18 protein-coding genes are annotated in these 16274 nt (G+C 63.6%); 8 read left to right on the top strand and 10 right to left on the bottom strand.

From position 1 onward, the window contains the following. Positions 1–25 precede the first annotated feature (25 nt). The 9 genes from ptsN to CRO06_RS11985 form a co-directional block, all read right to left on the bottom strand. Positions 26–499: a PTS IIA-like nitrogen regulatory protein PtsN gene (ptsN, locus tag CRO06_RS12025; RefSeq protein ID WP_022996263.1), complete on the bottom strand. Its 474-nt coding sequence runs from the start codon at positions 497–499 to the stop codon at positions 26–28. Between the two features lie 8 nt (positions 500–507). Beyond that, positions 508–807: a ribosome hibernation-promoting factor, HPF/YfiA family gene (gene hpf, locus CRO06_RS12020; RefSeq protein ID WP_014995905.1), complete on the bottom strand. Its 300-nt coding sequence runs from the start codon at positions 805–807 to the stop codon at positions 508–510. A gap of 68 nt (positions 808–875) precedes the next feature. Beyond that, positions 876–2342, bottom strand: coding sequence for an RNA polymerase factor sigma-54 (locus CRO06_RS12015; protein WP_097058524.1), 1467 nt, complete (start codon positions 2340–2342; stop codon positions 876–878). A 147-nt stretch (positions 2343–2489) separates the two neighbouring features. Next, a complete protein-coding gene (lptB, locus tag CRO06_RS12010; protein WP_022996261.1) occupies positions 2490–3215 on the bottom strand; it encodes an LPS export ABC transporter ATP-binding protein in 726 nt (241 codons plus the stop codon). Between the two features lie 2 nt (positions 3216–3217). Continuing rightward, the gene (lptA, locus tag CRO06_RS12005) at positions 3218–3880 is read right to left on the bottom strand and encodes a lipopolysaccharide transport periplasmic protein LptA (RefSeq protein ID WP_080531437.1); all 663 of its coding nucleotides are present in this window, start codon (positions 3878–3880) and stop codon (positions 3218–3220) included. Further along, a complete protein-coding gene (gene lptC / locus CRO06_RS12000) occupies positions 3855–4412 on the bottom strand; it encodes an LPS export ABC transporter periplasmic protein LptC (RefSeq protein ID WP_097058523.1) in 558 nt (185 codons plus the stop codon). The genes lptA and lptC overlap by 26 nt, the downstream gene beginning before the upstream one ends. Beyond that, on the bottom strand, positions 4409–4912 hold the full coding sequence (locus tag CRO06_RS11995; RefSeq protein WP_022996258.1) for a KdsC family phosphatase: 504 nt from the start codon (positions 4910–4912) through the stop codon (positions 4409–4411). The genes lptC and CRO06_RS11995 overlap by 4 nt, the downstream gene beginning before the upstream one ends. Further along, entirely contained in the window at positions 4912–5880 is a 969-nt protein-coding gene (locus CRO06_RS11990) for a KpsF/GutQ family sugar-phosphate isomerase (RefSeq protein WP_055100859.1), read from the bottom strand. The genes CRO06_RS11995 and CRO06_RS11990 overlap by 1 nt, the downstream gene beginning before the upstream one ends. 71 nt (positions 5881–5951) lie before the next feature. Continuing rightward, positions 5952–6908, bottom strand: a complete 957-nt coding sequence (locus CRO06_RS11985) for a calcium/sodium antiporter (RefSeq protein WP_022996256.1) — start codon at positions 6906–6908, stop codon at positions 5952–5954. A gap of 136 nt (positions 6909–7044) precedes the next feature. Between CRO06_RS11985 and CRO06_RS11980 the strand changes: the two genes are divergently transcribed. From CRO06_RS11980 to CRO06_RS11950, 7 genes are all read left to right on the top strand, one after another. After that, positions 7045–7689, top strand: a complete 645-nt coding sequence (locus CRO06_RS11980; protein WP_022996255.1) for an MlaC/ttg2D family ABC transporter substrate-binding protein — start codon at positions 7045–7047, stop codon at positions 7687–7689. A 95-nt stretch (positions 7690–7784) separates the two neighbouring features. Beyond that, complete coding sequence (locus CRO06_RS11975) at positions 7785–8039, top strand: BolA family protein (protein WP_014995896.1); 255 nt, start codon at positions 7785–7787, stop codon at positions 8037–8039. Positions 8040–8090: 51 nt separating this feature from the next. After that, positions 8091–9353, top strand: coding sequence for a UDP-N-acetylglucosamine 1-carboxyvinyltransferase (gene murA / locus CRO06_RS11970; protein WP_022996254.1), 1263 nt, complete (start codon positions 8091–8093; stop codon positions 9351–9353). Positions 9354–9363: 10 nt separating this feature from the next. Further along, positions 9364–10011: an ATP phosphoribosyltransferase gene (hisG, locus tag CRO06_RS11965; RefSeq protein ID WP_022996253.1), complete on the top strand. Its 648-nt coding sequence runs from the start codon at positions 9364–9366 to the stop codon at positions 10009–10011. Position 10012: 1 nt separating this feature from the next. After that, a complete protein-coding gene (gene hisD, locus CRO06_RS11960) occupies positions 10013–11314 on the top strand; it encodes a histidinol dehydrogenase (protein WP_097058522.1) in 1302 nt (433 codons plus the stop codon). A 78-nt stretch (positions 11315–11392) separates the two neighbouring features. After that, positions 11393–12451, top strand: coding sequence for a histidinol-phosphate transaminase (gene hisC / locus CRO06_RS11955; protein ID WP_055100856.1), 1059 nt, complete (start codon positions 11393–11395; stop codon positions 12449–12451). A gap of 88 nt (positions 12452–12539) precedes the next feature. Then, the gene (locus CRO06_RS11950; protein ID WP_244902820.1) at positions 12540–14168 is read left to right on the top strand and encodes a DUF4139 domain-containing protein; all 1629 of its coding nucleotides are present in this window, start codon (positions 12540–12542) and stop codon (positions 14166–14168) included. Here CRO06_RS11950 and CRO06_RS11945 read toward each other — a convergent pair. Further along, on the bottom strand, positions 14165–15268 hold the full coding sequence (locus CRO06_RS11945) for a trypsin-like peptidase domain-containing protein (RefSeq protein WP_022996249.1): 1104 nt from the start codon (positions 15266–15268) through the stop codon (positions 14165–14167). The two genes, CRO06_RS11950 and CRO06_RS11945, sit on opposite strands and share 4 nt — an antisense overlap. A 197-nt stretch (positions 15269–15465) precedes the next feature. Here CRO06_RS11945 and CRO06_RS11940 point away from each other — a divergent pair, with 197 nt between their 5' ends. Beyond that, positions 15466–16224, top strand: coding sequence for a Nif3-like dinuclear metal center hexameric protein (locus CRO06_RS11940; RefSeq protein WP_022996248.1), 759 nt, complete (start codon positions 15466–15468; stop codon positions 16222–16224). Positions 16225–16274 lie beyond the last annotated feature (50 nt).

Raw genomic sequence — 16274 nt, 5'->3', positions numbered from 1 at the left:
CCGGCCGCATGGGCCCTGTCGCAGCTTATGAAGCCAGACGCAATTCGGCCTCTGACTCCACGGCGGTAATATAGAGTTGATGATCGTCCGTGGCCTGGCGCAGCTCACGCCGGTAATCCTCGTCGTTGAACAGGTTGGCCAAGTGACTCAGGGTCTTGAGGTGCTGTTCGGGGTTCTGTTCGGGCACCAGCAGAACGAACACCAGATCCACCGGACGGCCATCCACGGCATCGAAGTCCACCGGTTCGGCCAGTTTCAGCAGCAGGCCCACCGCTTGCTCGCAGCGTCCGAGTCGGCAGTGGGGGATGGCGATGCCTTCACCGATACCGGTGGAGCCCAGGCGCTCCCGGGCCACCAGTGCATCGAACACTTCCTGGGCGCCGAGGTCGCCGCAACTGGCCGCGGCCAGCTCGGCAACCTGATCCAGAAGGCGTTTTTTGCTACCCACCTCGATACCGTTATGGGTGCGGTCCTCGGTGAGAAGTTCTCGTACTCGCATAGATCCGCTTAGTGACCGTGCTTGCGGCTCACGGTCTTCTCCTTGTGTTTGAGAATCTGACGATCCAGCTTACTGGTCAGGGCATCAATAGCCGCGTACATGTCACCGGCCTCGGCGGTGGCGAAGACTTCGCCGCCGGAAATGTGGATGGTGGATTCCGCTTTGTGGGTGTTCGGCTCCGGGGACAGGATTACCTGAATGCTGGTGATCTGGTCGAAATGCCGTTCCAGCTTGGAAAACTTGTCGTCCACATAATCACGAAGGGCTTCGGTGATATCCAGGTGATGGCCACTGATGTTGATTTGCATAGCTGGCTCCTTTGCCTCGTTATTTAACCCCGGCCGCTGGCCCGGGTTATAAGCCGTTTCCCGCGTCGTCAAACCAGGCGTTTGCGAGCGCTGGAAGACGGGATTCGCATCGCCTCTCGATACTTGGCGACGGTCCGGCGCGCCACCTTGATCCCTTGCTCATTGAGCAAACTGGCCAGCTTATTGTCGCTGAGCGGCTTGCGAGGGTTCTCGGCGGCGACCAGCTTCTTAATGATGGCACGAATGGCGGTGGAAGAACATTCACCGCCGCCTTCCGTGTCCACGTGACTGGAAAAGAAATATTTCAGTTCGAACACCCCGCGGGGCGTGAGCATGAACTTTTGATTGGTGACCCGGCTGATGGTGGATTCGTGCATCTCCACCGCCTCGGCGATATCCGCCAGTACCAGCGGTTTCATGGCTTCCTCGCCATAATGGAAGAAGTCCTGCTGCACCTCGACGATGCGCCGGGCCACCTTCAGCAGGGTGTCATTACGGCTTTGCAGGCTTTTCAGGAACCAGCGCGCTTCCTGCATGCAGTTGCGCAGGTACTGGCCGTCCTCGCCCTCGGTGCGGCGGGCCAGCCGGGCGTACTGGGCGTTCAGGTTGACCTTGGGCAGGACTTCCTCGTTCAGTTCCACCCGCCAGCCGCCGCGGAAGGGGCGTACCACCACGTCGGGAACCGCGTACTCCGCCACCTCGCCGCCGATTTGTTCGCCTGGGGCTGGATCCAGGGTGCGCAACAACGCCAGAGCGTCGAGGAGATCGCTTTCCGTCACCCCCATGGCGCGGCGTAGTCCGGCATAGTCGTGCTTTTCCAGTAGCGCGAGATGTTCCAGCAGGGCGGTCGCGGTGGCCAGGTGTGGAGTGTCTGCGGGCTGTTGGCGCAATTGCACGCCCAGGCATTCGGCCAGGTCGCGGCTGGCCACGCCGATCGGGTCGAACTGCTGCAGCCGATGCAGGACCGCCACCACTTCGTCTTCCTCCACCGGATCATCGGCATCGGATATTTGCCGCTCGGCGGTGTCGATCACATCATCCAGGGGCAGGGACAGGTAGCCACGGTGGTCGAGGGCGTCGATGAGGATGCCGGCGATGACACGGTCCCGATCACTCATTGGGCTGAGGTTGAGTTGCCAGAGCAGATGATCCTGGAGGGTGACCGGAGCGACGTGGCGCTGTTGCCAGGCATCGGCGTCATCGTCCTCGCCGTTGCCCGAGCCGGAACCGGACTGGCCCACATAGAGGTCGTCCCATTCACTGTCGCTCTCCACCGGCCCTTCCACCAGGTCGTCCAGGGCCTCGTCGCGTTCGAGGTCCATTTCCTCCGCTTCCCAATCGTCATCGGCGGGGGTGTCGTCCTCGGTGTAGGCTTCGCTCCCTTCTTCGAGTTCCAACAGGGGGTTGGTTTCCACCGCCTGCTGGATTTCCTGGCGCAGGTCCAGCGTCGACAGTTGCAGCAAGCGAATCGCCTGCTGCAACTGCGGCGTCATGGTGAGCTGCTGGCCGATCTGGAGTTGTAGACTCGGTTTCATACTGCCTTGGTGGTCTGGTGAATCGCCAAGGCGGCAGAATAGCAGCGTCTTTCAACGCTTCGCAATTTATTTAAGCAATATGTATGCCAATGTTGAAATTGCAATTGAAAAAGAGTAAGGGCTCCGTTGACCGCGATTTCCAAGGGGCTACAGCCGGAAGTCGGCGCCCAGATAAACGTCGCGGACCTGCTGATTGCCAAGGATGGTCTGGGAATCGCCCTCGGCGATAATGTGGCCGGCGCTGCAGATATAGGCGGTATCGCAAATGTCCAGCGTTTCACGCACGTTGTGGTCGGTGATCAGCACGCCGATGCCGCGATCCTTGAGATGGCGAATGATGCCTTTGATGTCATTCACCGAGATCGGGTCCACCCCGGCGAACGGTTCATCGAGCAAAATGAACGCGGGGTCCGTGGCCAGGCCGCGGGCGATCTCCGCCCGCCGCCGTTCGCCGCCGGACAGGCTCATGCCCATGCTGTCGCGGATATGGGTGATGTGAAATTCCTCGAGCAGGTTGTTCAACTCCTGCTCACGCTCGGCTTTGCTCAGTTCCTTGCGGGTTTCGAGGATCGCCATGATGTTCTGTTCCACGGTCAGGCGGCGGAAGATGCTCGCCTCCTGAGGCAGATAGCCGATACCGCGCTTGGCGCGCCCGTGCATGGGCAGGTGGGTGATGTCCTCGCCGTTGATCTCGATGCGCCCCGCGTCCGCTTCCACCAACCCGACGATCATGTAAAAGCAGGTGGTCTTGCCGGCGCCGTTGGGGCCCAGCAGGCCGACGATCTGGCCCGCTTCCACTTCCAGGGAAACGTCCTCGATGACGCGGCGCCCCTTATAGCTTTTGGCCAGTTGGCGGGCATTCAGTTTCGCCATGGTCAGGGGGTCTCCGCATCATTGGGGGTGCTGTTCTCCGGCGCGGTGGCCGGCGTGCTGTTAGCGGGCGACTGGGTCGAGCTGCCGTCCTCGCCTGGGTTGCCTTCGCCGTTTTGCGACTCCTCGCCGCCGCTGTCGCCGTTCCGGGCCTGGGAGGCGTTGGCGGCCGGAATCACCAGCCGCACCCGTTTGTCGCCCTCGCTGCTGGCGTCCATGCGTCGGGAGTTGAGATCATATTCCACCCGGGCCCCTTCGAAGGTGTTGCCCTGATGTTGCACGTAGGCGTTGCCGGTGAGGATCAGACGGCGGCGCTTGAGATCGTAGACCAGTTTGTCGGCGTGGGCGTTCAGATCCTTGCCTTCACGCATGCGTACCGGGCTGCCGGTGGCTTCCACCCGCACCAGTTGCTCGTTCTCGGTGAACAGCCGCAAGACATCGGCGTTGAGTTGACGGTTACCCTGAATCAGTTCGGCGTCACCCCGGTATACGCCAGTGCCGGCGTCCCGTTCGAACACGGCCTGGTTGGCGCTGACCTCCACCGGGCCCTCGGCGCCGGACTGGGCCACGGCCAGCGCTGGAACCAGAATGGCGGCGGCTATTACCGCGCGCCAGCGGCGCAGCGGGCCATGCACCGGACCGTTATGGCTTGGGTCCTTTGAATTCACTTACTACTCCTTGCTTGAGAGTCATGCGCCCGGTGTCCAGGTCCGCGTCCATGCTGCCCGCCCGGGTGCTGCCTTCACTGTGTCGCATATGGACGGTGTCCGGGGCGGAAACCTGGCGATCGCCGCTCAGGTAGTGCAGCTCCCGGGTGTCGAGGGTGACGCCGTTGTTCTTGCTGACCGCCTCGACGTTGTTTTCGAAGACGATCAGATCGCCGTTGTCGCGTACTTCACCATTGTCGGCCTGGATGGTCCACTGGTTGTTGCCGTTGTTCAGGCTCAGGTTCGGGTGATCGAGCAGCGTCAGCGCTTCGCGTTCGTACTGTTCCAGATTGTTGGCCAGAAGCCGGTATTCCACTTCGCCGCTGTCGCGGTTGAACTGACGGGCGACGATGTTTTCGGCGGTGATGGCCGGGGCGCTGAGGAACGCTTCGTTGTCGCCTTCCAAGGGGTTGCCCCATTCGTGCAGGGTCATCATCACGATCAGCCCCAGCAGGATAACACCGCTGGCGCTGAGCAGGCCGGGCCGTCTCACTGGCCCTCCCGTAGCCGCAGCAGGCTGTCGCACACTTCCCGTACCGCCCCTTCGCCGCCGCGGGCCTCGGTGACATGGCCGGCGGCGCTGCGCGCCACCGCGTGGGCGTTGGCCGGGGCGAAACCCAGTCCGGCCCACTCCAGTGCCGGTACGTCCGGTTCATCGTCGCCCATGTAACCGATCTCCGCGGCGCTCAGGCCCAGTTGCTGTGCCAGCGCGGACAGGGCCACGCCTTTGTCCTCACGGCCCTGGATCACGTGCTCGATCCCCAGGTCCCGGGCGCGGCGGGCCACCATGGCGGAGTTACGGCCGGTGATGATGGCCAGGGTCACGCCGCTGGCCGCCAGTTTTTTCAGCCCATGGCCGTCCAGGGTGCTGAATGTTTTCAGCATTTCGCCGTCCGGGCCGTAATAAAGGCGGCCATCGGTCATCACGCCGTCCACGTCGAAGGCCATCAGACGCAGGCGCAGAGCCTGTTCCGGCTTTACCCCCAGCGTCATTACATTACCCCCGCGCGCAGCAGATCCTGGGTGTTGAGCGCGCCGATCGGTCGCTGCCGGTCGTCACAAATGATCAGACCGTTCACCTTGCGCGTCTCCATCAGTTGCAATGCCTCCGCCGCCAGACGGCCGGGCTGGATGGTGACCGGGCGCGGTGACATCACATCGCGAATGCCGGCGACACGGACATCGACGCCCTTCTCCAGGGTGCGGCGCAGATCGCCGTCGGTGAAGATGCCGATCAGCTTTCCGTCGTCGTCCACCACCGTGGTCATGCCCAGGCCCTTGCGGGTCATTTCCAGCAGAGCATCGGACAGCGGCGTATCGGCACTGACCACCGGCAGTTGTTCCTCGCCGTGCATGACATCGTCCACTTTGAGCAGCAACCGGCGCCCCAGGCTGCCGCCGGGGTGGCTGAGGGCGAAATCCTCCGGAGTGAAACCACGTGCTTCCAGCAGCGCTATGGCCAGGGCGTCGCCCATGGCCAGGGCCGCGGTGGTGGAAGAGGTGGGGGCCAGATTATGCGGGCAGGCTTCTTCCTTCACCGCCACATTCAGATGCACGTCGGATAACTGCGCCAGGGAAGATTCCGGGCGGCCGGTCATGCTGATCAGCCCGCTGCCTTTGCGTTTGATCACCGGGATGATGGTCAGCACTTCCTGGGTCTCGCCGGAGTTGGACAGCGCCAGCACCACATCCTCGCTGGTGATCATGCCCAGATCGCCGTGGGAAGCTTCCCCCGGGTGAACAAAGAACGACGGGCTGCCGGTGCTGGCCAGCGTGGCCGCCAGCTTGGTGCCGATATGGCCGCTTTTACCCATGCCGGTGACGATAATGCGACCAGTGCAGGCCAGCAGGCGCTCGCAGGCATTTTCGAAATCCTTATCCACACGCGCACTGAGCGCGGCCACCGCCTGGGCTTCCTCGTCCAGTACACGGCGCGCGGTGGCGATGAAGTTGTAAGGCATAGAATCTCCCTTCACGGTCGCGGCCCGGTCCGCTGCCGGGATTTGTCGGCGGGGCCTGATGAAGCCGCCGATTATACACCGGATGTTGCCTGAAGGCCTCGCCAGAGCACCATCAAATAGACCGCGTATCCACCTAACAGTGCCAGACCAGTGCCACGCCCCAGCGGATGGCGTACCGCCAACATCATGCCAAGCGCCATGACCAGGGTCAGCAGCACCATGGCGGCGTAGTCGCGATCCAGCAGTGCCGGATCGGCCAGCCTGCCGGGGCCGAGCAGGGCGGGCATGGGCAGTACCATCAGCAGATTGAGGATATTGGAGCCGAGCACATTACCCAGGGCCAGATCGCCGTGTCCGCGACGGGTGGCCGCCAGACAGGTGGCCAGTTCCGGCAAGCTGGTGCCGAGCGCTACCAGGGTCAGGCCGATCAGGGCCTCGCCGACACCCAACTGCCGGGCTGCTTCCGTGGCGCCCCAGACCAGCGCCCGGGCGCTGATCAGAAGCAGCACCAGCCCCCCGAAGAACAACAGCAGGTCGTGGCGCCGGCTCCGGCCCGGTTGGGGCCGCGCCGGCTGTGGCGTTGACGTTTTGCGATGCCAGGTGATCAATGCCAGCGCGGCCAGGCCAATGAGCAGGATCGCACCGTCGGCGCGGGTCAGGTGGCCGTCGATCAGCACCACTCCGGCCAGGGCGGTGACCAGCAGGCAGGCACTCAGTACCAGCCGGCGACTGTGATCGGGACAGGGCACCGGGCGCCACAGCAGGGTCAACGCCAGCACCAGTCCCAGATTGGCAATGTTTGAACCCAGTGCATTGGCCACGCCAAGGGCGGAACTGCCGCTCAAGGCAGCGGTGGCGGAAACCAGAATTTCCGGCGCCGAAGTACCGAAGGCGACCAGCGTCAAACCCACCAGCGCCCGGGACAGGCCAAAATCCAGCGCCAGCCCGGCGGCGCCGGTGACAAAACGGTCGGCGCTCCAAGAAAGTACTGCCAGGGCGATCAGGCTGGTCAAAAGGGCAGTAAACATGGAACCTCCGTTGTCAAAAGCCGTCAAATCGTGCAAGAGCCGTGGCGCGCGCGGAACCCGCGCGTGTAGGATGCGGTGAGTTTGCCGGGGCCATCAACTGGATAGCCGGATCATCGAACGACCAGGGAGCGAGTGCATGACTTATCCGAAACAGCTGTTTTCCATGATGGCGGCCGTGCTGCTGCTGTTGGCCGCCGGTCTGGCGCAAGCGGAACAGGATCCGCGCAAGCTGGTGGAGCAGACCGTCGAGCGCATGACCAAGCGTATTGACGCGGAACGCCAGAAGTTGAACAACGACCCCCAATACGCCCGTGAGCTGGTGCGTGAGGAACTGGGCGATCTGGTGGACTTCAAGCGGATTACCCGGGTAGTGATGGGGGATTATTTCGACCAGGCCTCCCGGGAGCAAAAATACCGCTTCCTGGAAGTATTCGAGAACAGCCTGGTCAATACCTATGCCTCCGGTGTGACCTTGTACGACGGCCAGAAGATGAAAGTCCTGCCTTTGCGCGAGGAAGACCGCCGTGGCAACTATGCGCGCGTGCGCATGGAGTTCTCCACCAACTCAGGCCAGGTGGTGCCGATCTTCTTTACCCTGTTCCTGGACGGTGGCCAGTGGCGTGTGGTCAATGTTTACGTCAATGGGCTTGATCTGAGCCAGATCTACAAGCAGCAGTTCGCCCAGTCCATGCAACAGCACAATGATATGGACACGGTCATCGCCAACTGGTCCGCCGCCGATGTGGCCGACGAGGTCGAGAACAAGGCCAACGTCAACTGATTCCTCCGTTTCCCTCCCTCATTGACGCGGGGCCGGCATGGCAAGGCCTCGCGCCCTCGCGTATTATTGCCGGTTCATTCGAATGAGGAGTTCCCATGAATCCGGAAGACGTGAAGGCGCTGGTGGAAGCCGGCTTCGACGATGCCGAGGTGGCGGTGGATGGTGGCGGTGACCGCTTTCTGATCCGCGTGGTGTCTGATGCCTTCGAGGGCCTGATGCCGGTGAAGAAGCAGCAACTGGTTTACGGCTGCATTAACCAGGCGATCGCCGACGGTACCATTCATGCCGTCAGCATCCAGACCTATACCCGGGCCGAGTGGGAAAAAGCCCAGAAGATGGGGCTGGCCTGAGCCCCGGGCGGCCCGCCATCTGCCTTTATCAACAGGCTCTAAGAGATCCGCATGGACAAACTCAAGATTACCGGTGGACAGCGCCTGGATGGCGAGATCCGCATTTCCGGCTCCAAGAATTCATCGTTGCCGATTCTCGCCGCCACTCTGCTGGCCGACGAGACCGTCACCGTAGGCAACCTGCCGCATTTGCAGGACGTCACTACCCTGATCGAGCTGCTCGGCCGGATGGGCGTGCATGTGGTGCTGGACGATCGCATGAACGTGGCGGTGAACCCCACCGGTATCCGCGAGTTCACCGCGCCCTATGAGCTGGTGAAAACCATGCGCGCCTCGATTCTGGTACTGGGGCCGTTGGTGGCGCACTTCGGCCGCGCCGAGGTGTCCCTGCCCGGCGGTTGTGCCATCGGCTCACGGCCGGTGGACATCCACCTCAAGGGGCTCGAGGCCATGGGCGCCGAGATCGAGGTGATGAACGGGTATATCTCCGCCCAGGTGAAGGGGCGTCTCAAGGGCGCCCGTATCGTCATGGACACGGTGACCGTGACCGGCACCGAGAACCTGTTGATGGCCGCCGCCCTGGCCGAAGGCACCACGGTGCTGGAAAACGCCGCGCGCGAGCCGGAAGTGGTGGATTTGGCCAACTTCATCAACCGCATGGGCGGCAAGATCACTGGCGCGGGCACCGACACCATCGTGGTGGAAGGGGTTACCTCGCTGGGGGGCTGTCACCATGATGTGATCTCCGACCGCATCGAGACCGGCACCTATCTGATCGCCGCCGCCATCACCGGCGGCCGCGTCAAGGCCAAGAACACCGATCCGGCTCTGCTGGATTCGGTACTGCAGAAGTTGCGCGAGGCCGGTGCGGTGATCGAGACGGGGGAGGACTGGATCAGCCTCGATATGGAAGGCCGCCGGCCGCAAGCGATCAGCCTGCGCACCGCGCCTTATCCGGCGATGCCCACCGATATGCAGGCCCAGTTCATGGCCATGAACACGGTGGCCGAAGGTACCGGCACCATCGTCGAGACGGTGTTCGAGAACCGCTTCATGCACGTGCAGGAACTGAATCGCATGGGCGCCCATATCGAGGTGCAAGGCAACACCGCCATCTGCCGTGGCGTCGAGTCGCTGACCGGTGCTCCGGTGATGGCCACCGACCTGCGAGCCTCTGCTTCCCTGGTGATCGCCGCTCTGGTGGCCAGGGGCGATACCCTGGTGGACCGGATCTACCATGTCGACCGGGGCTATGAGTGCATCGAGGAAAAACTGCAATCCCTGGGGGCGACCATCCGTCGCGTCCCTTCCTGACCGTGAAGCCATGAGCCAGAAACCGCTGATCATCGCCCTGTCCAAGGGCCGCATCCTCAAAGACACGCTGCCTCTGCTGAAGGAGGCGGGCATTGAGATGACCGAGGATCCGTCCGCTTCCCGCAAGCTGATCTTCGACACCACTCGCGAAGACGTGAAGATCATCGTTATTCGCGCCACCGATGTGCCGCCTTATGTGCAGCATGGCGGTGCCGACATCGGCGTGGCCGGCAAGGACGTGTTGATGGAGCACGGCGCGGAAGGTCTGTTCGAACCGCTGGACCTGGAGATCGCCCGCTGCAAGCTGATGGTGGCGGCGCTCAAGGACGCCCCGCCGGTGAGCGGACGCCTGCGGGTGGCGACCAAGTTCGTCAATGTGGCGAAAAGCTACTTCGCCCAGCAGGGCCGCCAGGCGGAGGTGATCAAATTGTACGGCGCCATGGAACTGGCGCCGCTGGTGGGGCTGGCGGATCGCATCGTGGACATCGTCGATACTGGCAACACCCTGCGTGCCAATGGCCTTGAACCCACCGAAATGATCGCCACCATTTCTTCGCGGGTAGTGGTCAACCGGGCCAGCATGAAGACCCGTCACAGCCAGATTCAGGAGATCCTGGATCAGGTGGCGAAAGCGGTGGCGGCGCGACGGGAGCAATGACATGAAAACCAACTGGCTGGACGCGGGCGACAGCGATTTCGCCGAGCGTTTGACGGCGCTTACCGCCTGGTCGGAGGAACGCGACGAGGAAGTGACTGAGCGCGTGCGCGGTATCCTCAAGGATGTCGCCCAGCGTGGTGACCAGGCGGTGATCGACTACACCAACCGGTTCGACCGCCGGCAAGTGACGTCCATGGCGGAACTGACCGTGAACCGGGAGCAGCTGCTGGCGGCGCTGGAGCGGATCCCCGTGGCCCTGCGTGAGGCCCTGGAGGCGGCTGCCCGGCGGGTGCGCGCCTACCACGAAAAGCAGCAGCAGGATTCCTGGCAATACCGGGACGAGCACGGCTCGTTGTTGGGGCAGCAGGTCACGCCGCTGGATCGGGTCGGCATCTACGTGCCTGGCGGCAAGGCCGCCTACCCCAGTTCGGTGCTGATGAATGCGCTGCCGGCCCATGTGGCCGGAGTGGGCGAAATCGTCATGGTCAGCCCGGCGCCGGATGGTGAGCTGAACGATGTGGTGCTGGCGGCGGCGGCGGTGGCCGGCGTCGAGCGCTTCTTTTCCCTGGGCGGCGCCCAGGCCGTGGCGGCCCTGGCCCACGGCACGGAAACGGTGCCGGCGGTGGACAAGATCGTCGGGCCCGGCAACATTTATGTGGCGGAAGCCAAGCGCCAGGTGTTCGGCAAGGTGGGCATCGACATGATCGCCGGCCCGTCCGAGATTCTGGTGGTGTGCGACGGCAAAACCGATCCCGAGTGGATCGCCATGGATCTGTTTTCCCAGGCCGAACACGACGAGGAAGCGCAGTCGATTCTGGTCAGCCCGGACGCGGAGTTCCTCAAGCGGGTGGACGCCGCCATGGATCGTCTGGCGCCGACCCTGGAGCGGGAGGACATCATCCGCACCTCCATGGCCAACCGCGGCGCCCTGATTCAAGTGAGAGACCTGGATCAGGCCCTGGAGGTGGTCAATCGCGTCAGCCCGGAACACCTGGAATTGTCCATGGATGACGCCGAGGCCTGGGCGCGCAAGGTGCGCCATGCCGGTGCCATTTTCCTCGGCCGTCATACGCCGGAGGCACTGGGTGACTACTGCGCCGGCCCCAATCACGTGCTGCCGACCAGCGCCACGGCCCGGTTTTCCTCGCCGTTGGGCGTGTACGATTTCCAGAAACGCAGTTCCTTGATCGGCTGCTCCCCGGAAGGGGCCAGCGAGCTGGGGCGAATTGCTTCCGCTTTGGCGCGCGGCGAGAGTCTGACCGCTCACGCGCGCAGCGCCGAATACCGCATCAAGAAGGATTAACGTCGTGGGGAGTGGCCCGGTCCGCTCCCATGACAGGATCAACACACCGTAGGAGCGGTCCAGCGACCGCGATGGGTTATGAGCAAATTCTGGAGTCCGTTCGTTCGCGATCTAGCGCCCTATGTGCCCGGTGAACAGCCGAAGATGGCCAACCTGGTCAAGCTGAACACCAATGAGCACCCGCAAGGGCCATCGCCGAAAGTGCTGGACGCTATCCGGGCGGAAGCGGATGAGCGCTTGCGTCTGTACCCGGATCCGCGCAGCACCGCGCTGTGCGAGGCCATTGCCGACTATTATCGGATCAAGCCGGAGCAGGTGTTTGTCGGTAACGGCTCCGACGAAGTGCTCGCCCACATTTTCATGGGATTGTTTCGCCAGTCCCGGCCGCTGTTGTTCCCGGACATCACCTACAGTTTTTATAAGGTCTACTGCGGGTTATACGACATCGACTACCAGACCGTGCCGCTGGACCAGGAGCTGTCCATCCGGCTGGCCGATTATGACGCCCCGAATGGCGGCATCATCTTCCCCAATCCCAATGCGCCCACCGGCCGTCTGCTGCCGCTGGCGGACATCGAGGCGCTGCTGCGTCGCAACACCGAGTCGGTGGTGGTGGTGGACGAAGCCTATATCGACTTTGGTGGCGACAGCGCCATTGCCTTGGTTGACCGCTACCCGAACCTGCTGGTGACCCAAACCCTGTCCAAGTCCCGTTCCCTGGCCGGCTTGCGTATCGGTCTGGCGGTGGGTGACGAAGCGCTGATTGACGGGCTCACCCGCATCAAGGACAGCTTCAACTCCTATCCTCTGGACCGGTTGGCGGTGGCCGCCGGCAAGGCCGCCTTCGAGGACGACGACTGGTTCCGCCAGGGCCGGGATCTGGTGGTGGAACAGCGCGGCTGGTTGACCGGGCAGCTGGCCGAGCGTGGCTTTCAGACACTACCGTCCGCCGCCAATTTTGTCTTCACCCGCCATCCTGATCATCGCGGCGCCGATCTGGCTGGCGGCCTGCGCGAGCAGGGCGTGATCGTGCGTCATTTCGGCAAGCCGGAGCGCATCGCCGACTATCTGCGCATCACCATCGGCACCGCCGGGCAGAACCAGACACTGGTGGCCGCGCTGGACCGGTTGCTATAACCTGCCAGACATCGCTTCTGTTTGGTGGTACACCCGTTTAGTCAGACGCTCGTTTGGTCATACTCTCGTTTAGTCATACAAGGACGCCATGATGAAACGCCTGCTGCTGCCCGCGTTGATCGCGGGTCTGTGCCCGCCCGCGGCGCTCGCCGCGGTCTTTCCCGTCACCGCTCCGGTAACCGAGGTGCTGCTGTTTCCCTCCCAGGCCGAATTGACCCGTTCGTTGAGTCAGCCGTTGCCGGCCGGGCAGCATCAACTGACCATTGCTGGTCTGCCGGAACTGGATCTGGATCGCCTCAGGATCGAAGTCGACGGGGCCGTGCTCGAGGGCGTCCAGCGCCGCCGGGAAAGTAACGCCGAGGATGTCTCCGAGCGCCGCCAGGCATTGGATGAACAAATCGCCGCGCTGGAGCGCCGCATCCAGGAAGCCGCCACCGCTGACCGCCTCGACCAGGAACAGATCCAGCAGTTGCAATCGCTGCTCGGGCAGGCGCCGCAAGGGCCGGCGCTGTACAGCGAAGTGCCGGTGGAAAAGTGGGCCAGTGCCTGGGCTCAGATCCGTGAGGCGGTCAATCAGCGTCAGTCCGCGATCAATGAGCGGGCGGCGCAACGGCCGGACTGGCAACGGCAACTGCGGGCGCTGCAGCAGCAACGCTCGCAGTTGGGCCAACAACAGCAACAGCGCCAGGTGCTGGTGGTGGATCTGGTCGCCAAGCAGGCCGGCACCGCCGATCTGGCTTTGCGCTACTTCACCCATCAGGCCGGCTGGAGCAATCAGCTCCAGGCCAACCTGGACAGTGGCGCGGAACAGATCGACCTGAACGCCTACGCCGAGGTTCGCAATGGCACCGGCGAGGATTGGCGTGATGTCAAAGCCACTCTGGGGCTGCTGCCGTCGGGATACCGGTCATTACCGGAGCCGACGCCGTGGATTGTCGGTCTGGCCCGGCCGCGCCCGGAGCGCGACCGTTTCGCACGGGCGGTGATGGCGGAGCCCGTGGCGGAAATGGCGGATATGGCGAGTTCCAGCCTTAAGAAGGGCGCCGTGGCCCCGGCCCCGACACCGCAGCCGGTGGCCCACGGGTTTGATATGCGGGTGCCGCTGGACGCGCCCCTGACCCTGGCCAGCGATGGCAGTACCGCCCGCATCGCTTATCAGGATGCGGTGGTACCGGTGACTCTGAGCCGCGAGAGCTATCTGTGGCAACAGCCCGCGGTGCTGCTGGTGGGCGAATGGAAAAACAGCAGTGGCGTGCCCTGGCTGAGCGGCCAGGTGACGGTGCTGCGTGACGGGCAAAGGCTGTCCAGCTATGGCCGTGCGGAAGGCATCCAGCTCGGGGAAACGGTGCGGATGAGTTTTGGTGACGACCCCCGGCTGCGGGTGGAAGTGGTCACCGAGCCCGCCAGCCGGGGCGAGGCCGGCCTGATCAGCAAGGAGAACACGCTTACGGTGACGCGTAGTATTACCGTTTCCTCGGGCTACGATAAACCGGTGGACGTAGTGCTGTACGACCGTCAGCCGGTCCCCAATGATGACCGCATCAAGCTGGAAGCCACGGGGGCCAAGCCGGACCAGAGCAATGTCCGCGATATCAAGGGGCTGATGGCCTGGGAGCGCACCGTGTCCGCGGATCAGGAGACACGCCTGGAGCACGGCTTCCAACTGCGTTACCCCACCGACATGGATCTGACCGGAGTGGAAGGCCTGCCGCGCTAGCCCTCCGCCGCCGGCCGGGTGCCGATGGTGACTTCGACATCCATGCGGGTGCGGTTGCGGATCACGTTGAGCGTCACCTTGGTGTCCGGAGCGGTGCCGGCGATGCGGTTCATGGCCTCGTAACCGTCCTTCATGGTCTCGCCGTCGATGCCGATCAGCACGTCGCCGGGTTGCAGCCCGCCCTGATTGGCCGGGCTGTCCACCACCACCTGGGTGATCACGCCGCCGGCCACCCGGTCCATATCGAAGGTTTCCGCCAGAGAAGGCGTGATGTCCTGCACCGTGACACCGAGATAGCCCCGGATCACCCGGCCGTGTTCGATCAGGTCCGACATCACCTCGCGGGCGATGGACGCGGGCGTGGCGAAGCCGATGCCCTGCCAGCCGCCGGTGGAGGAAAGGATCGCCGTGTTGATGCCAATCAGGTGACCGCGCGTATCGATCAGCGCGCCACCGGAGTTACCGCGGTTAATGGCGGCGTCGGTCTGAATGAAGTTTTCGAACGTAGCGATGCCCAGATGACTGCGGCCGGTGGCACTGACAATGCCCATGGACACGGTCTGGCCCACGCCCAGCGGATTGCCGATGGCCAGCACCACATCGCCGACGGTGACCTGATCCGGACCGTTCAGCTCGATTTTCGGCAAATCCTCCAGGGCGATCTGCAGCAGCGCCAGGTCGGTCTCCGGATCCGTGCCGACCACCCGGGCGGGAGCATCCCGGCCGTCGCGCAACGACACCAGGATCTCGTCGGCGTCCCGGATCACGTGATAACTGGTGAGGATATAGCCGTCGTCGGCGACGATCACACCGGACCCCAGGCTGGCCAGGGCGCGCTCCCGGCGAGGCTGTTCCATGAAGCGGTTGAACAGCGGATCCTGGGTGATGGCGCCGGTGGAGACGATCTGCGTGGTGTAGATATTCACCACCGCCGGCGCCGCCCGGTTGACCGCGCTGGCGTAGCTGTCCGGGCTGGGAGCGCCCTGGCCGCGCGGGGAACCCGGCCCCTGCTGGTGCCACCAGAGCACCCCGAACCCCACCAGCAAACCGGCGAGCACCGGTAAGGCGAGGAAACGGATCAGTCGAGTTACAGCCCCCATGAAAATGCCTCGTTCTTTGCCGCGGTGCGCGCACCGGTTGTAGAGAAACGGAGAGAAACTTGCCCCGGTCCGGCGAACCGGCTAGTTTGCCGGGCTGAGCGGGCCGCCGCGGTGGTTCCATAAAACGCTCATGGTAGCAGATCGACGGTAGAATGGGCTTGCCGTAAGCTGCCAATCGACTCCGGGAGGGTGCCCTCATGCTGAAACGAGACCGTCTGTTGTCGGTGCTGGACACCGAGCTGCAAAGTCACCGGTTCAAGGACTACTGCCCCAACGGCCTGCAAGTGGAAGGGCGCGAGCAGGTGCGTCATCTGGTCACCGGCGTCACCGCCTGTCAGGCGTTGATTGATGCCGCCATCGTCGAGGAAGCGGACGCGATTCTGGTGCATCACGGTTACTTCTGGAAGAACGAGGACGCCAGGGTGCGCGGCATGAAGAAGCAGCGTTTGCAGAGCTTGCTGCGGCATGACATAAGCCTGTTCGCTTATCACTTGCCCCTGGATGCCCACCCCGAGTTGGGCAACAATGCGCAGCTGGCGCGGCGCCTGGGCCTGGTGGTGGAGGGCGGGCTACAGCCACAGGACAGCTTTCCGATTGGCAACGTGGGGCGTCTGGACGGGCCGATGACCGCTGACGAGTTCGCTTCCCATGTGGAATCGGTGCTGGGACGTCAGGTGCTGCATATCGGCGATACCCAGGATGAGATCGAGACCCTGGCCTGGTGCACCGGTGCCGCCCAGGGCTTTATCGATCAGGCCCAGGCGCTGGGCGTGGACGCCTACCTGAGCGGTGAGATTTCCGAACCCACGACCCACTTCGCCCGGGAAACCGGCATTCATTACTTCGCCTGCGGCCATCACGCCACCGAGCGCTACGGCGTGCAGGCCCTGGGGGAATGGCTGGCGGATGAATACGGTCTGGAACACACCTTCATTGATATCGACAACCCGGTTTGAGGCCCCCTTCTGATTCGCCATGGCGTGCCATTCGCGCCGGGCGCATGCAG

Source organism: Alloalcanivorax xenomutans, assembly GCF_900217905.1.
GTDB classification, from domain to species: Bacteria; Pseudomonadota; Gammaproteobacteria; order Pseudomonadales; family Alcanivoracaceae; genus Alloalcanivorax; species Alloalcanivorax xenomutans.
Note: the sequence above shows the minus strand (reverse complement) of the source record. Positions and strands in the feature narration are given on the sequence as shown.